Source organism: Mucilaginibacter sp. RCC_168 (assembly GCF_041355315.1).
Lineage (GTDB): Bacteria > Bacteroidota > Bacteroidia > Sphingobacteriales > Sphingobacteriaceae > Mucilaginibacter.
On the sequence record NZ_JBFUPN010000030.1, the window covers coordinates 52,695 to 68,608 of the forward strand.

The following is a 15,914-nucleotide window of genomic DNA, read 5'->3' on the forward strand; positions in this document are numbered from 1 at the left end:
TAAAATGAAGCGAATTTTTGGCTTCCTGGCTTTGCTTTGCCTTTTTTTAGGCGTAGGAGCACAGGAAAATATAGGCGATAGGGGTATAATGATAGGACAACAGGTACCCGATGTTTTGGTAAAGGGCGTAATCGGGCTAAAGCTTGACGGTAGAGCGGTTAATAGCTTCCGTTTTTCGGAATTGCATGGCAGGTTCGTGATTTTAGATTTTTGGGCCACCTGGTGCGCACCCTGCCGGGCCATGGTGCCGATGATGGATTCGCTACAGCGGGCGATGGGCGATGTCCTAATAATCCTGCCGGTCACCTACCAGTCTGCCAGTGTCGTTGCACCCGTACTCGCGGAAATGCAAAAGGTAAAAAACTTCGCACTGCCCGGTGTGACCAACGACAAGGTACTGAATGACCTGTTCCCGCACCGGTATCTGCCGCATTATGTATGGATCGACGCAAAAGGCGTTGTCGTCGCCATAACAGAAGAAAAACAACTGACGGAGAAGAACTTGCGCGCCGCCATTTCAGGCAAACCCCTGCAAATGGAAGCGAAGCGCGACTTGGTGATCCCTTACGATAAAGAGAAACTTTTATTTACCGCAGGTAATGGCGGCAACGGCAGTGCCGTAAGCTACCACGCCACTCTGTCGGCCTATGTGCCCGGGTTAGCACCAGGCATGGATATGACCCTGCCCGATAGTATGAAAGGACAACGGTTTACCGTGCGCAACGTGCCGTTCACTTGGCTTTTGCGGATGGCTTACAGCGATCACAATCGCTGGTTTACTGACGCTCGCATCAGGCTGCTTTCGGCCGATTCCGGCAGGATGACCACCCAACTTGCCGGGCAGGCCTATGATGGCTGGCTCGCCGACGGAAACGGGAAGTGTTATGAATTGTTGGTACCTCCCGGACTGGTCCGTTCTGGATTTGATATCATGCAGGAAGACGTGAAGAGGTTGTACCCACGGTATCACGTCGCCGTAGAGCGGACAGAGACCATGTCGCTTGTATTGGTGAGAACATCGGCTGAGGATAAACTGCATACCACTGGCGGCGAGTCCGTGGTCGATATCGGGCCTTATGCCTGTGAATTGCATAATGTAAAATTATCCCACTTGGTAAAGCGCCTTGAGGTTCAATACCTGCAAGGCCTGCCATTACCCATCACCGATGAGACCGGGTACACAGACCCGGTAGATATCTCGCTACACACACAATTGTACAAAGTAGAGGACCTGAACCGTGAACTTAAAAAATATGACCTGCAATTCGTCAGGCGCAAGGCCATGGTGGATCTGCTGGTCGTGCGGGATACCGCCCATCAATAACCTCAACCATAATCATGATGAAACAATATTACAATTACTTTTTATTATGGATAGGGCTGCTGCCCACCGTTTGCCACGCGCAACAGGGTTACCTCCTGCGCGGACGTGTACAGGCAGGAGCTGGAATGCCCCTATCAGGTGCCAACGTATTCTTCGCCGGGACCGCATACCATACAGTAAGCGATACCGCAGGCCATTTCGAACTGTGGGCACCGGCCGGAAGCTATCACCTGCGGGCCACCTACATCGGCTACGCCCCGAAGGTGACCGATATCCTATTGCCTGCGACTGGCCCAATCCTGATGACGCTACAAAGCAGCGCCGGGGAGTTAAACGAAGTCGTCGTATCCACAGGCTATCAACAGCTCCCCAAGGAGCGGGCTACCGGCTCGTTCGTCGCGGTAGACAAAACACTGCTAAACAGGAGCGTAAGCACCGACCTGATTGATCGCCTGAAGGGCGTGGTGCCGGGGCTGAGTTTTAATTCCGTGGGTACACGCATCAGTATCCGGGGGCAGAGCACCATCTTCTCGAATGCCGAACCACTCATCGTCGTAGACGGGTTTCCTTACAACCAACCCATTGAAGACCTGAATCCCAACGATGTGGAAAGCGTGACCGTATTAAAAGATGCCGCCGCTGCTTCGATCTGGGGTTCGAAGGCCGGAAACGGCGTGATCGTGATCACGACCAATAAGGGTAGGCTGAACCGCCCCGCTAAAGTGTCACTGAACAGCAATGTGACCGTAGGTGCCAGACCTAACCTTTATTACCAGCCGCGAATGAGCACCGCGGACTATATTGGCCTGGAGAGAAAACTGTTTGGCGAAGGATATTATGACGCCGTAGAAAGCGCCGACGGGCATCTTCCTTTATCACCGGTGGTAGAACTCTTGGCCGCCGCGAGGGACGGACAACTGAACCAGTCAGCCGTGAACGCCCAGATAGACGGCCTGAAAAATACAGATGTACGGCATGACCTGGATAAATATCTTTACCGGCAAAGTGTGAACCAGCAATACGCCCTTGGAATTGACGGCGGCTCAGCGGTGCAGCGTTACGCGTTTTCTGCCGGTTTTGATAAAAACCTGAATGATCTCGCTGGTAACGGGTTTCAACGAGTAACATTGAGCGGCAACAATACCTGGATACTTTTAAAAAATAAGTTGGAGCTGTCGGCTGGTATTAACGTCACGGAAACAGGCACGGACCTGGATAACCCGGGTGACCTGACCTGGAACCGGGGATTGCGCATCTTCCCATATGCTCAATTAGCAGATAGCAGGGGCAATCCGCTGGCCGTAACACATGATTACCGGGAAGGCTTTGTGCAGGCCGCGTCGGGACAAGGGTTGCTGGACTGGCAATACAAACCTTTGCAGGAATTAAGGGACGCCGACAACCATAGCAAGGTAACGGACTACCGGCTGAACACGGGTCTGACCTACAAGCTTCTGCCTGGACTGAACGCCCAGGTACTTTACCAGTATGATCACAGCCTGAACACCGGCAGGCAACTGCAAAGCACGGATACCTATTATACCCGCAACCTGATCAACCGCTTTACGCAGGTGGCGGATGACGGAACCTTTTCCCGGCCGGTGCCCATGGGTGGCATACTGGACCTGAGCAACGGCACCTCGGTAAATCATGATGGCAGGTTACAGGTGAACTACGACGGCGGCTGGGGCAAAAAGAACGAAATTACGGCGATAGCCGGTTACGAAGTGCAGACCCTCCATGTGACCGGAGACTCGAACCGGGTTTACGGTTATGATACCGACCATGCCACTTCGCAACAGGTTGATGGCGTAACGCAGTTCAGTTATTATGATAATCCAAACAGCGGGACGAATATACCGCTGAACCAGGCGGAAACCGATGCAACAGACCATTACCTATCGTACTATGCCAACGCGGCCTATACCTATGACCGAAGGCTGACCCTGTCGGGCAGCGCGCGGCTGGACCGTTCCAACCTGTTTGGTGTCCATACCAACCAAAAGGGTGTACCACTGTGGTCGGCTGGAGCAGCCTGGGATATCAGCCGGGAAAAGTTTTATGATTCGTCATTGCTGCCATACCTAAAACTCAGGGCAACATTCGGTTATAACGGAAATATCAATAAGAACCTGTCTGCTTACACAACAGCCAGCTACTTTGACGGCAGCAGTTCACAGACCGCGCTGCCATACGCGCAGATCATCAACCCGCCCAACCCTGGATTGCGCTGGGAACGCATCCGGCACATCAACCTGGGCCTGGACTTCGCTTCACGCGGACAGCGGATCTCCGGCACGCTGGAATACTATTTGAAGCGAGGCATTGACCTGATTGGTAACACGTCGTATGCGCCGTCAACCGGTATTACGCTGTTCACCGGCAATACAGCTAATACCAGCGGCCACGGCATGGACCTGAATATCGATACCCGCAATCTGGTTGGAGTGTTTAAATGGTCAACGGCGTTTTTCCTGAGTTATGTGACCGACAAAGTATCACGTTATGACCAGGAGTCGAACGTGACCGACTACCTGGTTTCCGGCAACCTCGGCAGTTTCCCGCTACAGGGAAAGCCGCTGTATGCCATCTACAGTTACCGATGGGCAGGGCTAGACCCAGCCACGGGTGACCCGCGCGGGTACCTGAACGGGGTGGCCAGTAAGGATTATACGGCAATCCAAGCGGCGGCCACGCCGGGGACATTAGTGTATAATGGGTCATCGAAACCGGTATGGTTTGGCGCGTTCCGCAATACGTTTAGTTATAAGGCGATCAGTTTATCCGCCAATATAAGCTATGAGTTGGGCTATTATTTCCGGAGGAATTCGGTGCGTTACAGCAACGACTATGGCCTATCGCAGCAGAATGGCGATTATGCGCTGCGCTGGCAAAAGCCTGGCGATGAGCAGCGTACCGTGGTACCGTCGCTGCCTGCGGTTAGCAACCAACAGCGTGATGATTTTTATACTTACTCCTCTGCCCTGGTAGAAAAAGGGGATAACATCCGCTTACAGGACGTCACCCTCAGCTATAGCTGGAACAAGGGCACGCTTAGCTTCCTGCCGGGGCTAGGCCTTCAGGTATACATTTACGCAGCCAACCTGGGCATCCTCTGGCGGGCCAATCATGAACACCTTGACCCGGACGCGGTTTATACGTACCACGCACCGAGGACAGTTGCAGGCGGTATCCGGTTAACCTATTAAACTGTAATGATGAAAAAGATATTTTCGAAATTAAGACTTGGTACCAACGCCTCCGGAAATCGCATCTGGCTTTACCCCCTTTTGCTGATCTTGCTGGCCGGTTGCAAAAAGGACTTTCTGGATACACGGCCCAATAAGGCACTGCTGGTGCCCACTACTGTAGCTGACATGCAAACGCTGCTGGATAATTTACAGGTATTCAACAATACGCCTGGTCTGCCCTTTATCGCCGACGGGGACTTTTACACCCCCGATGCTGGCTATAATGCTTTCGGGCTGGACATGGAACGCAACAGCTACACCTGGGCCAAAAACATATACGGGGGAATACCGGATGCCGACTGGAACAATTCCTACCAGCAGATATTTTATGCCAACGTGGTACTGGAAGGCTTAGCCAAACTGCCCACAGCATCTACAACGGCCGAAAAGAACGCGGTAGCTGGTACCGCCTTATTTGCGCGGGCCTTCGCCTTATACAACCTCGTTCGGGTCTATGCAAAACCTTATGACCCTACTACAGCGGCTACAGATGCCGGGGTGCCGCTCAGGCTACAAGCCGATGTAACACTCAAAGTCGCCCGTGGTACAGTAGCACAGGTTTATGCCCAGGTATTTACCGATTTGTCGGCGGCCCGGAAACTGCTGCCTGCGGGAACCGCCTATAAGAGCAGGCCAACGGTCGCTGCCGTGCAGGCCCTGAGAGCGAGAATTTGTCTGACCAAGGAAGAATACGTGCAGGCCGGCCTGTATGCAGACAGTGCGCTTGCGTTGAGCAAAACATTGATTGACTACAGCACGCTGAGCCAAACCGCCAACAGGCCTTTCCCGAGGGTGCTGCCCGATGCGAACGACGAGGTGATCTTTTACTCGGCACAAATTGCGTATTCGTTCAATACAACATCGGCACCCTCTTATGCAGACAGCCTGCTATACCGTTCTTACAAAGCAAACGATCTGCGCAAGGTGATCTTTTTCCGGTTGCTAACGCCGGGGAATTATAAGTTCAAGGGGAATTATGCGGGTTCATTGCTACTGTTCTCTGGCCTGGCCGTTGATGAAATGTACCTCATAAGAGCGGAATGCGCAGCCAGGGCGGGCAATACCGCCGCGGCGATGGAGGCCCTGAACACAATGCTGGTTACACGCTGGGTAACAGGAACCTATGCGCCCCTTGCTGCATCTGGAGCGGAGGATGCCCTGCGCCAGGTGCTGATGGAACGGCGAAAGCAGCTTTTGGGCAGGGGGATACGCTGGGACGATCTCCGGCGGCTGAATACCGATCCACGTTTCAAGGTAACGCTGAACCGCAATGTGGGTGGTAACGGTTATTCGCTGGGCCCCGGTAGTCCGCGCTATACATACCCGATCCCGGATGAGGAGATCCGGTTGAACGGACTGACGCAGAATGAGCGGTAAACAAAAAGGCCGCCCGGATCGGACGGCCTTGGCAGGATCAACGGGACATTAGTTACTGAATGTGCCGGAAACGGTGCTCAGCGGGTTGCTGGGGTTGGAATTCGGGTTCTGCGTGGCAGGGTAAACCGCGGTACAGGTGTTGGTGCTGCTGGTACATTGATAATCGGTGCCCTGTTGCTCGCCGGTAATGTCAATGTAAGCGCCTGTAGACAATTTGCCCCAGGTTTTGTTGGCAAATGGTTTAGGTGCGGCGCTGGTCACCAGTGCAGAACCCAGGCCAAGAACAACCGCCACGGCGGCTAATGAAACTTTTAACTTTTTCATGATGAAAAATTTTAATAAATAAATGAAATGGTGCCTACTCTTTTCGCAGGTTTTCGGCTTACCCCTGTATTGGTATTATCGGGTTGAGGTCAGTTTTTCTCTTGGGTGGTCTGGTATTAGTATGGACACTAGCGCCATCAGAAGGAAAACGCAATTAAATACGAGGTGCGCACCCCAGCCCATATGGCTCAGAATACCGCCGCAAGAGCAGGGTACGCGGTTCCAGAAATGCAACATGACCAATGTGATATATCCGGTGAACGCGCTCATTAGTAATAGGGAGACCAGCAAACCGAGTCTTTGTGTTCTCGGGATACAAAGCAGACCGACTGTAATCAGTTCCAGCGTCGGCAGTGCATACAGGAGGAAATCAGCCATCAAGTGTGGAAAGTCCTGGTTGTACAACTGGCCCCTGAAAAGCTGAAAGGTCATGAGTTTGCTCGCGGCGGCATAGACGAACAGGAGAATGAATAGGAAGATAGCTGATTGTTTGAACTTCGATTTCATAGTGGTTGATTTTGCTGGAACAAAGTAAGGCTGTGGAGAAATGGTAAAACAGTGGTAAATGGGTGGTAAACCCTTTTTGATGAATTATATGTTTGATAATAAACAAGTTGTGTTTTCGGATCGGGTTTTTCTAAGGAGACCGTTTTTCAGCGCGTCCAGCTACAAGGCAGGGAAGTTAAAAGAGGTACTTGTCTCTAATGTTTTCAAAAATGCCTTATGGCTGGCATCGCCTGAATTTTACAAGGAGTTGAAAAAGAAAAACTTTGACTTTGATTTATTGGGTAGGAAGGAAAGGCTAACCGCGTTGAAATTCTTTAACAGGATGAGTTTGCGTGCAACTCCATTTGGCGCGTTTTCTGCTTTTGGCTTAGTTCCCTGGGCTGTCGAGGGCCAATTGGTACAAATGAAAGATGTTGGTATGCGACTTCACCTGTTGCCTTCAGTAGAAAAAGAACTGGAAATGTTGACATCCCAGATACAAAATCAGGAAATTCTGCTGGCTGTCAATCCAACGCTCTATCAGCTGACTTCTGGCTGGCGTTATACACGTTATGAAACAGAAAAGAACGGGAAATTATCTTTTTACTCTTACCATCTGGAATATAACGATGCGGACGCAACACTGCTGGAGTTGTTGGCTGCTAAGGCATTACCATATGTGTCGGTTCAAAACTATTTAACAGAAATTACAGATTGTGAAGATAGTGAAGCGCTAAACCACCTTGAAAAATTGTTGAATGAACAAGTACTGTTAGCCGATAGCGATATATCCCTACTTCTCGAAAATGAATCGGAAGCGATTTTTCCAGCATTGGATTATCAAGAGTATCTGTCGTTGCCGTCCGCCTTATCATCAATCGGAAACGGTCAGAACAGTGACCAGGATGGCAAATCATATTATGCGGGTTTAGAAATGAAGGGCTTAAGTGGAGGCATTGATCAAAGCTTTCAGGCCGAAATCCTACGTGCCCTTAGCGCGCTTGATCTGCTTGCAGTTATTCCGCCAAAAGACTCGCTGGATAAATTTAAAAAGGCATTCGAGCAAAAATTCGGGGAACGAATGGTACCCATGCTGGAAGCACTTGACCCCGACCTTGGAATCATTTACGACGGCCTGCAACAACAGGAAGAACATGAATTAATACAGGGTTTGGAGTTTGATGGCGAGCACCGAAGATCTGACAGGCTAACCTGGACACCGGTTCATCGCATGCTAATGAAAGTTTGGCTGCAAAACAACAAGCGCGGTACTTATGAAACTGTACAGCTCATGCCGGAAGATTTAACGGGATTAGCTTCACCGGGTATGCCACTGCCGCCGTCCATAGCTGTTCTTTTCACATTGGTAGAAAACCGACTGATTCTACATAGTGCAGGCGGGGTAACCGCCACTTCGATTACCGGGCGTTTTTCTGCTTTCAGTGAGGATTTTCATCAATTTTGTAGGGAGACGGCAAAAAATGAGATGGAAGCAAATCCCGATATCCTGTTTGCAGAAATCCTGCAGGTAAGCCATCGTAGGATCGACAACATCAACAGGCGGCAGCAGGTTTATGAGTACGTGATCCCGCTCAATGCTTTCCCGTCGGCTAAGGCTAATCTACAACCAGGAGATTTAAACATGGGTGTCAGAGCTGGAGAAATAGTTTTGGTGCATAAACCGACCGGAAAAAGAGTAATACCAAGGTTACCTACCGCTTTTAATTTCCATCATAATGAGATGCCGCTCTTCAGGTTTCTTTGTGACCTGCAATTCCAATCTGTCAGGGTGGGATTTGACTTTGATCCTGAAAAGTTGTTCCCTGGGCTGGGTTTTTATCCCCGGATCGAGTATGGGAACGCTGTATTAAGCCTTGCAAGATGGCACCTCCGAAAAGAAGAAATCGAATTACTTCAGCAACAGCCATTGTCGATCAGCGGGCTCCACCTGTTTTGCCGGCAAAGAGGTATTCCGGTTAATATCGCCGCTGGAAGAGGTGATCAGCAACTCATATTTAATCTTGCTCATGACGACGAAGCGCTCTTCTTTCTCGAAGCTCTCCATGATTTGTCAAATTCTGTCATTGTCGAATTTCCAGGGCCAATCCAAAATAATCTGAAGACTAATGAAGGCTTTGTTATGCAATATGTTGCAACCCTCCATAATACCGTCCAGGTATACCACTCAATGCGAAAACAACATGCCATCCCGGATGATCCGGTCATGCGGGATTTTCCACCTGGCTCTGAATGGATTTATATAAAAATATATTGTACTAATCGGAGTGCCGAATACATCCTGTTAAATGTCTTGTTACCCTGGCTGGAGATCAACAAGTCGAGGATCAGTCAATGGTTTTTTGTTCGTTTTCATGACCCTGACAGCCATTTACGTGTTCGTTTTAGAGGTGCAAGAAAAGATATTAAGGACGTACAGTACGAATTGCAGTCCCTACTTGCTCAAAAACACAATTCAGAATTGGTGCAAAAGGCTTATTTCGACACTTATCAGCGTGAAATCGAACGCTATTCTGCTGAAATGATTGATATCGTAGAGTCAGTTTTTCATCGAGGCAGTGAAGTGGTAGCCACATATTTGATTCATTTCGAGCAAAACAACGGACAACAAGAATTGCTGTGGCCGGTATTACATTGCTATCAAATGATCAATATTTTTTTTGACGGTGATATCGAACAGGTCATTGCACTTAGTCAACGCGTCGCCGCTTCATTTTTACAGGAGCACGGCGGGGAGAAAAAATTGAAAAGATCAATGGATGACCGATTCCGAGAGCTTAGACCGGGTTTGACGGCTTTGGTACGCGATGGAGGTTCAACGATACTGGAAACCACATTGGCTTTTGGGGCTGTATTACGAAATCTCTCCATAACCTGCCGAGCGGAAAGACCTGACATGTCGGGACAATTGATCTCCGACATGGTACACATGCAAATCAACCGGATATTTCCATCCGGTCAGCGCAGGAACGAAGCTTTTATCTGGCATTGTATAGTCAGGCTTGCGGTCACTGCCAGAGAAAAAAAGGAAAATCTATGTTTAGCGTTATTGACGGCCGTTAATCATTAGCTTGTTCAAGCTAAGCATGAAGTCCTCGCGGTATTGCCTGCCTATAGGAATGGCTGTGTTCCCGGTCATCCACACCTGTCCATGGTCGACAGAAAGTACTTGTGAAAGGTTGACAACAAAAGACCGGTGGATACGGAAAAACTGGCCTGCTGGCAACCAGGCTTGAACATTACTTAGCGTATGCATGGCGTTAATGTTGCCCGACGGTAGCGTAATCAGGACAATGTTGTCTTTGCTTTCTACCGAGATTATTTCTTGAATGTTGATTTTAAGGTATTTCCCACGCGTTTCTGTGCGTATAAAAAAGTAATCCAGAACGGGAGGTTTCATTGCTTCGCCCGGCGACATTACCTTTTCTACCGCTGTTAGAAAGCGTTCATAAGAAAAAGGCTTCAATAGGTAATCATATACCGCTAATTCGAACGCCTCCGGACCGTAGTTTCGGAAGGAGGTGGTGAGGATAATACGGGTTCTTGGCCCGACGATCCTGGCAAAGTCGATACCGGTGATTCCGGGCATATCCACGTCCAGGAATGTGATTTCAGGTGGATTGGGATAATTATAATGCCCCAGGGCATCCATAGGATCGGTAAAGGTACTTTCCAACAATAGTCCATTCGTTCTTTGAATATAGGCAGAAAGCAACGCAATAGCAGGACGTTCATCGTCAATGATAGCTACGTTCATGAGTTCAAGTTAACGGTCAGTTCCAGTATAAATAATTTTTCAGTTTCCGTCAAATTCAGCGTGTAATTATTGGGATAGGCATAATCCAGTCGCAACCGAGTATTTGCCAGACCAATATGAGTATTCTCGTTGGATTCCTTGATTCGTCTGGGTATATTCACGGTGGTAAAAGCCATTCGGCCTTTGTCATCAATTTCTATATTAATGGAGCGGGGCGAAAAACGGAGGTCGCCGTGTTTGAACATGTTTTCGGTGAGCGTGATTAATATTAGCGGGATGATGGTGTATTTTTTCGGGTCGCCATGAATGCTTAAATCTATCGACATTGGATAGTCGAACCGGTAAGAATTTAGCTCGATCAGGTTTTGCAACTGCGCCAGTTCATTGTCGAGCGAAACGCGGCCATCCGTTCCGGGCTCTTCAAAACTGTACCTGATGATTTCTGAGAGCAATAATACGGCTTTTGATTCTTTTGGGGAGCTTTGGTAAACCGTACTATAAATGGCATTAAGCGAATTGAAAAGCAGGTGCGGATTGATCTGCTGTTTAAGAAAGGCATTTTGTGCGCTTGAAAACTGATATTGTAATTCTGCGTGGGCTTTTTCCGCCAACGCCTTTTTTAACGATAAATCCATAACACGCTGTTGAAATTTATTATAATTTGTTAGAGACCAGATGACTGTTGAAATGAATAGGTAATAAAGATTTCGGTAAAGGTCCGTCCCGAGGGCGATTCTTAGCAGATCCCTCGGCTTACTAGAAAATATCCCATAGATAAATGCAAAATATTCCCATATACCTTTAATAACCAAAAACACTATTAACTCCAATAGCATGCCAGCCGCTAGTTGCAAATACCGCGGTTTAGGTGTATCAAGGCATTTATTTAGTAACAGGTGATTGATATAAAACAAGCTAATATTACATGTATAAAAGAAAATATAGTCTTTTAATGGCGTTGTTACATGGAAAAAGAATATTGCAAAAAATACCTCGTAGAAAATAAATAATGACCAGCATAAAGAATGAAATGCAATTTGCCTGTTCCGAGGTCGCCAAGTGTTATTAGATAGGTCGTTGCTGCTGTTCATCGGTCGAAAATTGTTGTTTGCATTTATTTATGGTGTTCATAAAAACATGTATTAATATAGAAAAAAAATAATTATGAAAACTGAAAAGCTAAAATTAACAGAACCAAAAACCTCGAAATTGTACGGTTACCGCAAGCCAGGTGCAGAGAAATTGTTTGAAACGTCGAGTGGAACAGATGCGACAACAACCTGTACAAGTGTTGTTTCTTCCACTCACTTTAACAAAATTTGACGGTAAATGCTGAAAAACGAGCTGGAAATATTGGCGGCCGATTCCATTCCGAAAAACGGAGGATCTGGGGGTGTCTCCAAAGACGCTGCGCTGGATTTCAGTGGAATGGTTTCAGAAAGCTGCGGTAAAGCCCGGGAAGCCTGGGCCGCCGCGGCTTTTTCTGATAATGGCGACGATACGCTTCGCCGTTACTATGACTTTCATTTTAAATTTTTATCAGGGCTAATCTCAGAAGTAGGCGATGAGTCGGAGAACGAGGTGCTATCGGATCTATGTTCACTCATGGATCATTTGCTTCTATTTTATGGTAATTTTATTGATCGGCAACAGGTACTTTTGCCCCGCTATTTTATATACAGGCTTCAATTAATTCAGTCAACATATGAACAGTTCTTCGAACGCCTGGAAGACGCAAAGATTAATAAAGAGTTCATGAAATGTTTGGGAATCTGTCTTTCGCCACTTTATTTAGAGGCCCCCTCTGATGGTCTGTTCCTAAGTGCACTTTTTTATAGGGAAGAGCTCTTGTTTGCATTGGTGGCCAATAGAGATGATGATCAGCTACAAATGACAGAAGAAAGCTTGACTTTCTTGCTAATGACTTTCAACTTTAACCACTTTCGTTTTTTTAACTATCTTCAAAAACAAGCAATTTTGGAGGTCGAAAAGATACCCGGTGAGAAACAGGGTAAATACCTTCTTGAGTCGAGTGCGTCTATTCAGTCACCCAACACCATAACCTATCCGAGTTTTGATAAAAGATGGTCCCACATCTGCGACATGTACAAAAGTTGGCTCGTGGAAAGGGGAACTCTGCTCAATCTTGGTACTGCAAATTTACAAGTTGACCAACCTTTCTTTAAAGTACCTCTGAATATTTCTGTAAATTATTTAGGCTGTATGATCCGTGCGCTTCATGAGGCCGGTTTTTACGGGACTATAAGCTTAACGGCTATATTTGACCATGCTGCCGCTGTGTTTAGCACCAAAAAGCAAGAACATATTTCACGTGACAGTTTGAGTAATGCATTCTATAACATCAGCCTTCCCACGGCTGCTCGGATGATCCGGATTTTAAATAATTCATCTGGATTTCTTAAATCCCGTTATTTCCCTGCGTAGATTGAAGCAGATGCAGTAGGTTATTTTCCGTGAGAAATTCTAGAAGTTCTCCGAGCCAAATATAATTAAATCCATCTTTTTTCTGCAATATGGCAGGATCCTCCGATACGATCTGTCGAAGGGTGGCATAGCCCATCTTGGCGCTGGATTCCTTAAACTCTTTGCTAAATGCCATCATACCAATTTTTTCTGCAAGTATGGCTGATTCTATAGAAGAGGTCATAGTGTTCAATTATTTCAGATTAGCATTAGTTTATGTTTTCCTATTTAAAGTGTTCTGTGGGCTGTATGTTAAGTCCTTTTCTTTTAAAAATCTGCTCCCTTAGACAAACCAATAACTGAAATGATTTATCATTGAAAATTTCCCCGTCTTGAGGTATCAGATTTCTTTGAAATTTCCAATCGAGTAATACCCTTTGAAATTTTCCTTATACAGAGTTAGCATGCGAATTTTCAAGTTCCCTGTCATTTAACGGTGTTCATTTGAACTTAATCAAACGTAAAAATAAGTAAAAATCACCCATATATGGGTTTATTGGTTACGTTTTTTTGAGTCAATTTCGGGTTGTGAAAGTAAAACGCGACCCTCAGCTAAGTAAAGATTTCGGAGAGACTCTCCGCGAGCTTCGCAATGAGCAAAAACTTTCTCAAGAATATGTCGCAAATATGCTTGGGACGTCACCGTCGCAAGTAGGAAGGCTGGAACGAGGTGAGACCAATCCCACCCTTGCCACCATGGGAGCTATTTTCGGAGTTCTCGGAATTTCATTAGGCAAGCTACTTCGGTTAAGAAATAATACGAATGACAATCGCACTTAAGTTGTACTCAGTTTTAAAATAGATTTTCACCAGACAAGATGACGGAATCAATTTTAAAGAGAAAAGAAAGTTGCTTTCTTTATATTTTCAAGAGTAATCACATAGAAAACGCTTTTTGTGGCTCATCGCTATCATCTGAATTTTTAGTTTCATCATCGTTACCGGAACTGTTAGATTCAAGCTGTTCCAACTCCTTCGTCAGTAATTGCGCAACGTCTTTTTTAATCCTTTTATAATTCTCCTGGATATCTTCTTCCGTTACCTGCGCAACAACTGGCAAAGGTTTATATAGAGTCTCCTCCTGCTTAATTCCCTCGTGGTCATTCTGCAACTCCGCATGGAACATCTTTAATTCAATTTTACAATCTGGGTTATCCGCCACAATTCCTACAAACTGCCCCGAGGAGAGCGCAGCGATCTTGGATGCCGGTATCGCGTAATCCAATTGCGTTGACTTGGAAACAGAGGTATCGGAACTGTTGATACTCAGACTTTCCCGGTTCTGCATGATCTTACCGAAGTTCTCACTCATTTTCTTGGCCGTATCACCAGTAACCTGCCCGCAGATTACATTACCCACAATCCCTGTGATCACATCCGCATGATCTGCACCATAATCCTTTTTCAACTGGCTGAAATCCTGGATGCCAATCGTCACACTGATTAGGTTAGACCTTCCTGTACTGATCGTAGGTATCAGATCAGCCGTTAAAGTTGGAAATTCATCGAAGATCAGACTGCTTTTTAATTTGCCTTTCTTGTTAATGAATTTAAGCATCCGGTTCACGTACAAAGAAAGTACTGCACCATACACCTGTAGCTTTTGCGGATTATTGCCCATACAAACGATCTTAGGCTCATCGGGATTATTAATATCTAAGGTGAAATCATTACCCGACAACACATAATACAATTGCGGTGAAGCCAGCCTGGCCAGACCGATCTTAGCCGATGCAATTTGCCCCTCCAATTGTGCCATTGCCTTGTTATGATAAGCCGATATAAAAGGATTGATCAAAACTTTAATCTCTTCCTCCTGCTCCAGTACCGCAAAAAGCTGGTCATAATCGGCCTGCATTAATTCGATGGCATGAGGCAAAGTACAATACCTGCCATGATCATATTTGCGCAGATACCAGATAATAGCCGTCAGGAAATTGATCGGGCTTTCTACGAAGAAATCGCCTTGTTTTTTTAGCCACTCCCTGTTTAATCCCAGCATAATCGTCCGGCTTGATTCCGTGGCATCGGTAATGTCTTCCATGCTCTGCGGGTCGAGTGGGTTACAACGGTGGTATATTTTATCAAAGTCGATCACCCAAAAGGTGGGTTTGACCTTATAATTAGCCCGATATTTTAACAAGGCATTATAAGCGATCCTGGTCAGATCGTCAAACTTGAAATCATATAAAAACATACTGTGTCCTTTACGGATGTGCTGGTCGATGATATGGCGAATTACGAAGTACGTTTTTCCAGCACCTGCCAGGCCTAGAACTGCCGTTGAGCGATGGGGGTTTATAATGTTCACGTATGAATCCCTTATTTTTCCGTTCAATTTATACTTGGCCCGCAGATTGATGGAGTATTCGTTTTCCAATAGTCTTTCCTCTTGGGGGAATGTTTCGTTGTCTTTATTGAAAATATCCTTATTCAGGTTCGCCTTAATTAATCTTGATAACCAGGTGCCGCCGGTCAGGATCAGCAGGTAACCTGTTCCTGTTATGCCCATATACAGAATAGCCACCACGCTATTCCAGCCAGGCATGTAGAACACAATCAGGCTTAGAAAGTAGATAAGTAGCCCGCATAATATGTAGGCGACTATGCTGTTTAGCTGGATTTTTTCGTCCTTTTTGCCCTTTGCGCCAAGCAAGGATATGCACAAGAAAAGCAGCGCCGCCAGTTTCGGTTTGAGTATACCGCTGAATAAGCCTGTTTTGGCGATGTTGCCAATGATGCGGTCTGCAAATGTTGCCGTCCAGTGCCATTCCCTGAATGCCTGGTAGCATGTCAAATAAAAATGTACGCTTAATATCAATAAGCTGATGAGCCTGGTCAGATCAATGATCTTGCGCAAGCCCTGTGTATCCTCACCTGTATTCATAAAATA

General features: G+C 46.8%; 12 protein-coding genes. 6 read left to right on the plus strand and 6 right to left on the minus strand.

Annotated features, from left to right (window positions below; genetic code table 11):
- The first annotated feature begins 4 nt into the window (after positions 1–4).
- From AB6735_RS24495 to AB6735_RS24505, 3 genes are read left to right on the plus strand one after another with little or no spacing between them, the layout of a single operon-like run.
- Positions 5–1,324, plus strand: coding sequence for a TlpA family protein disulfide reductase (locus AB6735_RS24495; protein WP_370998794.1), 1,320 nt, complete (start codon positions 5–7; stop codon positions 1,322–1,324).
- 14 nt (positions 1,325–1,338) lie between these two features.
- The gene (locus tag AB6735_RS24500; RefSeq protein ID WP_370998796.1) at positions 1,339–4,533 is read left to right on the plus strand and encodes a SusC/RagA family TonB-linked outer membrane protein; all 3,195 of its coding nucleotides are present in this window, start codon (positions 1,339–1,341) and stop codon (positions 4,531–4,533) included.
- A gap of 9 nt (positions 4,534–4,542) precedes the next feature.
- On the plus strand, positions 4,543–5,952 hold the full coding sequence (locus tag AB6735_RS24505; RefSeq protein ID WP_370998798.1) for a RagB/SusD family nutrient uptake outer membrane protein: 1,410 nt from the start codon (positions 4,543–4,545) through the stop codon (positions 5,950–5,952).
- Between the two features lie 48 nt (positions 5,953–6,000).
- Here AB6735_RS24505 and AB6735_RS24510 read toward each other — a convergent pair whose 3' ends face one another.
- Together AB6735_RS24510 and AB6735_RS24515 are read right to left on the minus strand one after the other, a co-directional pair.
- Positions 6,001–6,276, minus strand: a complete 276-nt coding sequence (locus tag AB6735_RS24510) for a hypothetical protein (protein ID WP_370998800.1) — start codon at positions 6,274–6,276, stop codon at positions 6,001–6,003.
- A 75-nt stretch (positions 6,277–6,351) separates the two neighbouring features.
- Positions 6,352–6,783 (minus strand): MauE/DoxX family redox-associated membrane protein, encoded by a 432-nt coding sequence (locus AB6735_RS24515; protein ID WP_370998801.1) that lies wholly within the window; start codon positions 6,781–6,783, stop codon positions 6,352–6,354.
- A gap of 58 nt (positions 6,784–6,841) precedes the next feature.
- Between AB6735_RS24515 and AB6735_RS24520 the strand changes: the two genes are divergently transcribed.
- Positions 6,842–9,850 carry a thiopeptide-type bacteriocin biosynthesis protein gene (locus AB6735_RS24520; protein WP_370998802.1) on the plus strand — a complete coding sequence of 1,003 codons (3,009 nt, stop codon included), beginning with the start codon at positions 6,842–6,844 and terminating at the stop codon, positions 9,848–9,850.
- Here the strand turns inward: AB6735_RS24520 and AB6735_RS24525 are convergent.
- Positions 9,827–10,537 carry a LytR/AlgR family response regulator transcription factor gene (locus AB6735_RS24525; protein WP_370998803.1) on the minus strand — a complete coding sequence of 237 codons (711 nt, stop codon included), beginning with the start codon at positions 10,535–10,537 and terminating at the stop codon, positions 9,827–9,829. The genes AB6735_RS24520 and AB6735_RS24525 overlap by 24 nt on opposite strands.
- Positions 10,534–11,172, minus strand: a complete 639-nt coding sequence (locus AB6735_RS24530) for a sensor histidine kinase (protein WP_370998805.1) — start codon at positions 11,170–11,172, stop codon at positions 10,534–10,536. The genes AB6735_RS24525 and AB6735_RS24530 overlap by 4 nt, the downstream gene beginning before the upstream one ends.
- A 694-nt stretch (positions 11,173–11,866) precedes the next feature.
- Between AB6735_RS24530 and AB6735_RS24535 the strand changes: the two genes are divergently transcribed.
- The gene (locus AB6735_RS24535; RefSeq protein ID WP_370998806.1) at positions 11,867–12,982 is read left to right on the plus strand and encodes a hypothetical protein; all 1,116 of its coding nucleotides are present in this window, start codon (positions 11,867–11,869) and stop codon (positions 12,980–12,982) included.
- Here AB6735_RS24535 and AB6735_RS24540 read toward each other — a convergent pair.
- Entirely contained in the window at positions 12,957–13,205 is a 249-nt protein-coding gene (locus tag AB6735_RS24540; RefSeq protein ID WP_370998808.1) for a hypothetical protein, read from the minus strand. The genes AB6735_RS24535 and AB6735_RS24540 overlap by 26 nt on opposite strands.
- Positions 13,206–13,549: 344 nt before the next feature.
- Between AB6735_RS24540 and AB6735_RS24545 the strand changes: the two genes are divergently transcribed.
- The gene (locus AB6735_RS24545) at positions 13,550–13,801 is read left to right on the plus strand and encodes a helix-turn-helix domain-containing protein (protein WP_370998809.1); all 252 of its coding nucleotides are present in this window, start codon (positions 13,550–13,552) and stop codon (positions 13,799–13,801) included.
- Positions 13,802–13,898: 97 nt separating this feature from the next.
- Here the strand turns inward: AB6735_RS24545 and mobC are convergent, their stop codons facing one another.
- A complete protein-coding gene (gene mobC / locus AB6735_RS24550; RefSeq protein WP_370998810.1) occupies positions 13,899–15,908 on the minus strand; it encodes a conjugal transfer protein MobC in 2,010 nt (669 codons plus the stop codon).
- Positions 15,909–15,914 lie beyond the last annotated feature (6 nt).

Bases quoted from the DNA above. Each gene is read 5' to 3' on its own strand.
- mobC (WP_370998810.1), bottom strand. From the start codon at position 15,908: ATGAATACAGGTGAGGATACACAGGGCTTGCGCAAGATCATTGATCTG.
- AB6735_RS24540 (WP_370998808.1), bottom strand. From the start codon at position 13,205: ATGACCTCTTCTATAGAATCAGCCATACTTGCAGAAAAAATTGGTATG.
- AB6735_RS24520 (WP_370998802.1), top strand. From the start codon at position 6,842: ATGGGTGGTAAACCCTTTTTGATGAATTATATGTTTGATAATAAACAA.
- AB6735_RS24535 (WP_370998806.1), top strand. From the start codon at position 11,867: ATGCTGAAAAACGAGCTGGAAATATTGGCGGCCGATTCCATTCCGAAA.
- AB6735_RS24495 (WP_370998794.1), top strand. From the start codon at position 5: ATGAAGCGAATTTTTGGCTTCCTGGCTTTGCTTTGCCTTTTTTTAGGC.
- AB6735_RS24510 (WP_370998800.1), bottom strand. From the start codon at position 6,276: ATGAAAAAGTTAAAAGTTTCATTAGCCGCCGTGGCGGTTGTTCTTGGC.
- AB6735_RS24525 (WP_370998803.1), bottom strand. From the start codon at position 10,537: ATGAACGTAGCTATCATTGACGATGAACGTCCTGCTATTGCGTTGCTT.
- AB6735_RS24500 (WP_370998796.1), top strand. From the start codon at position 1,339: ATGATGAAACAATATTACAATTACTTTTTATTATGGATAGGGCTGCTG.
- AB6735_RS24515 (WP_370998801.1), bottom strand. From the start codon at position 6,783: ATGAAATCGAAGTTCAAACAATCAGCTATCTTCCTATTCATTCTCCTG.
- AB6735_RS24530 (WP_370998805.1), bottom strand. From the start codon at position 11,172: ATGGATTTATCGTTAAAAAAGGCGTTGGCGGAAAAAGCCCACGCAGAA.
- AB6735_RS24505 (WP_370998798.1), top strand. From the start codon at position 4,543: ATGAAAAAGATATTTTCGAAATTAAGACTTGGTACCAACGCCTCCGGA.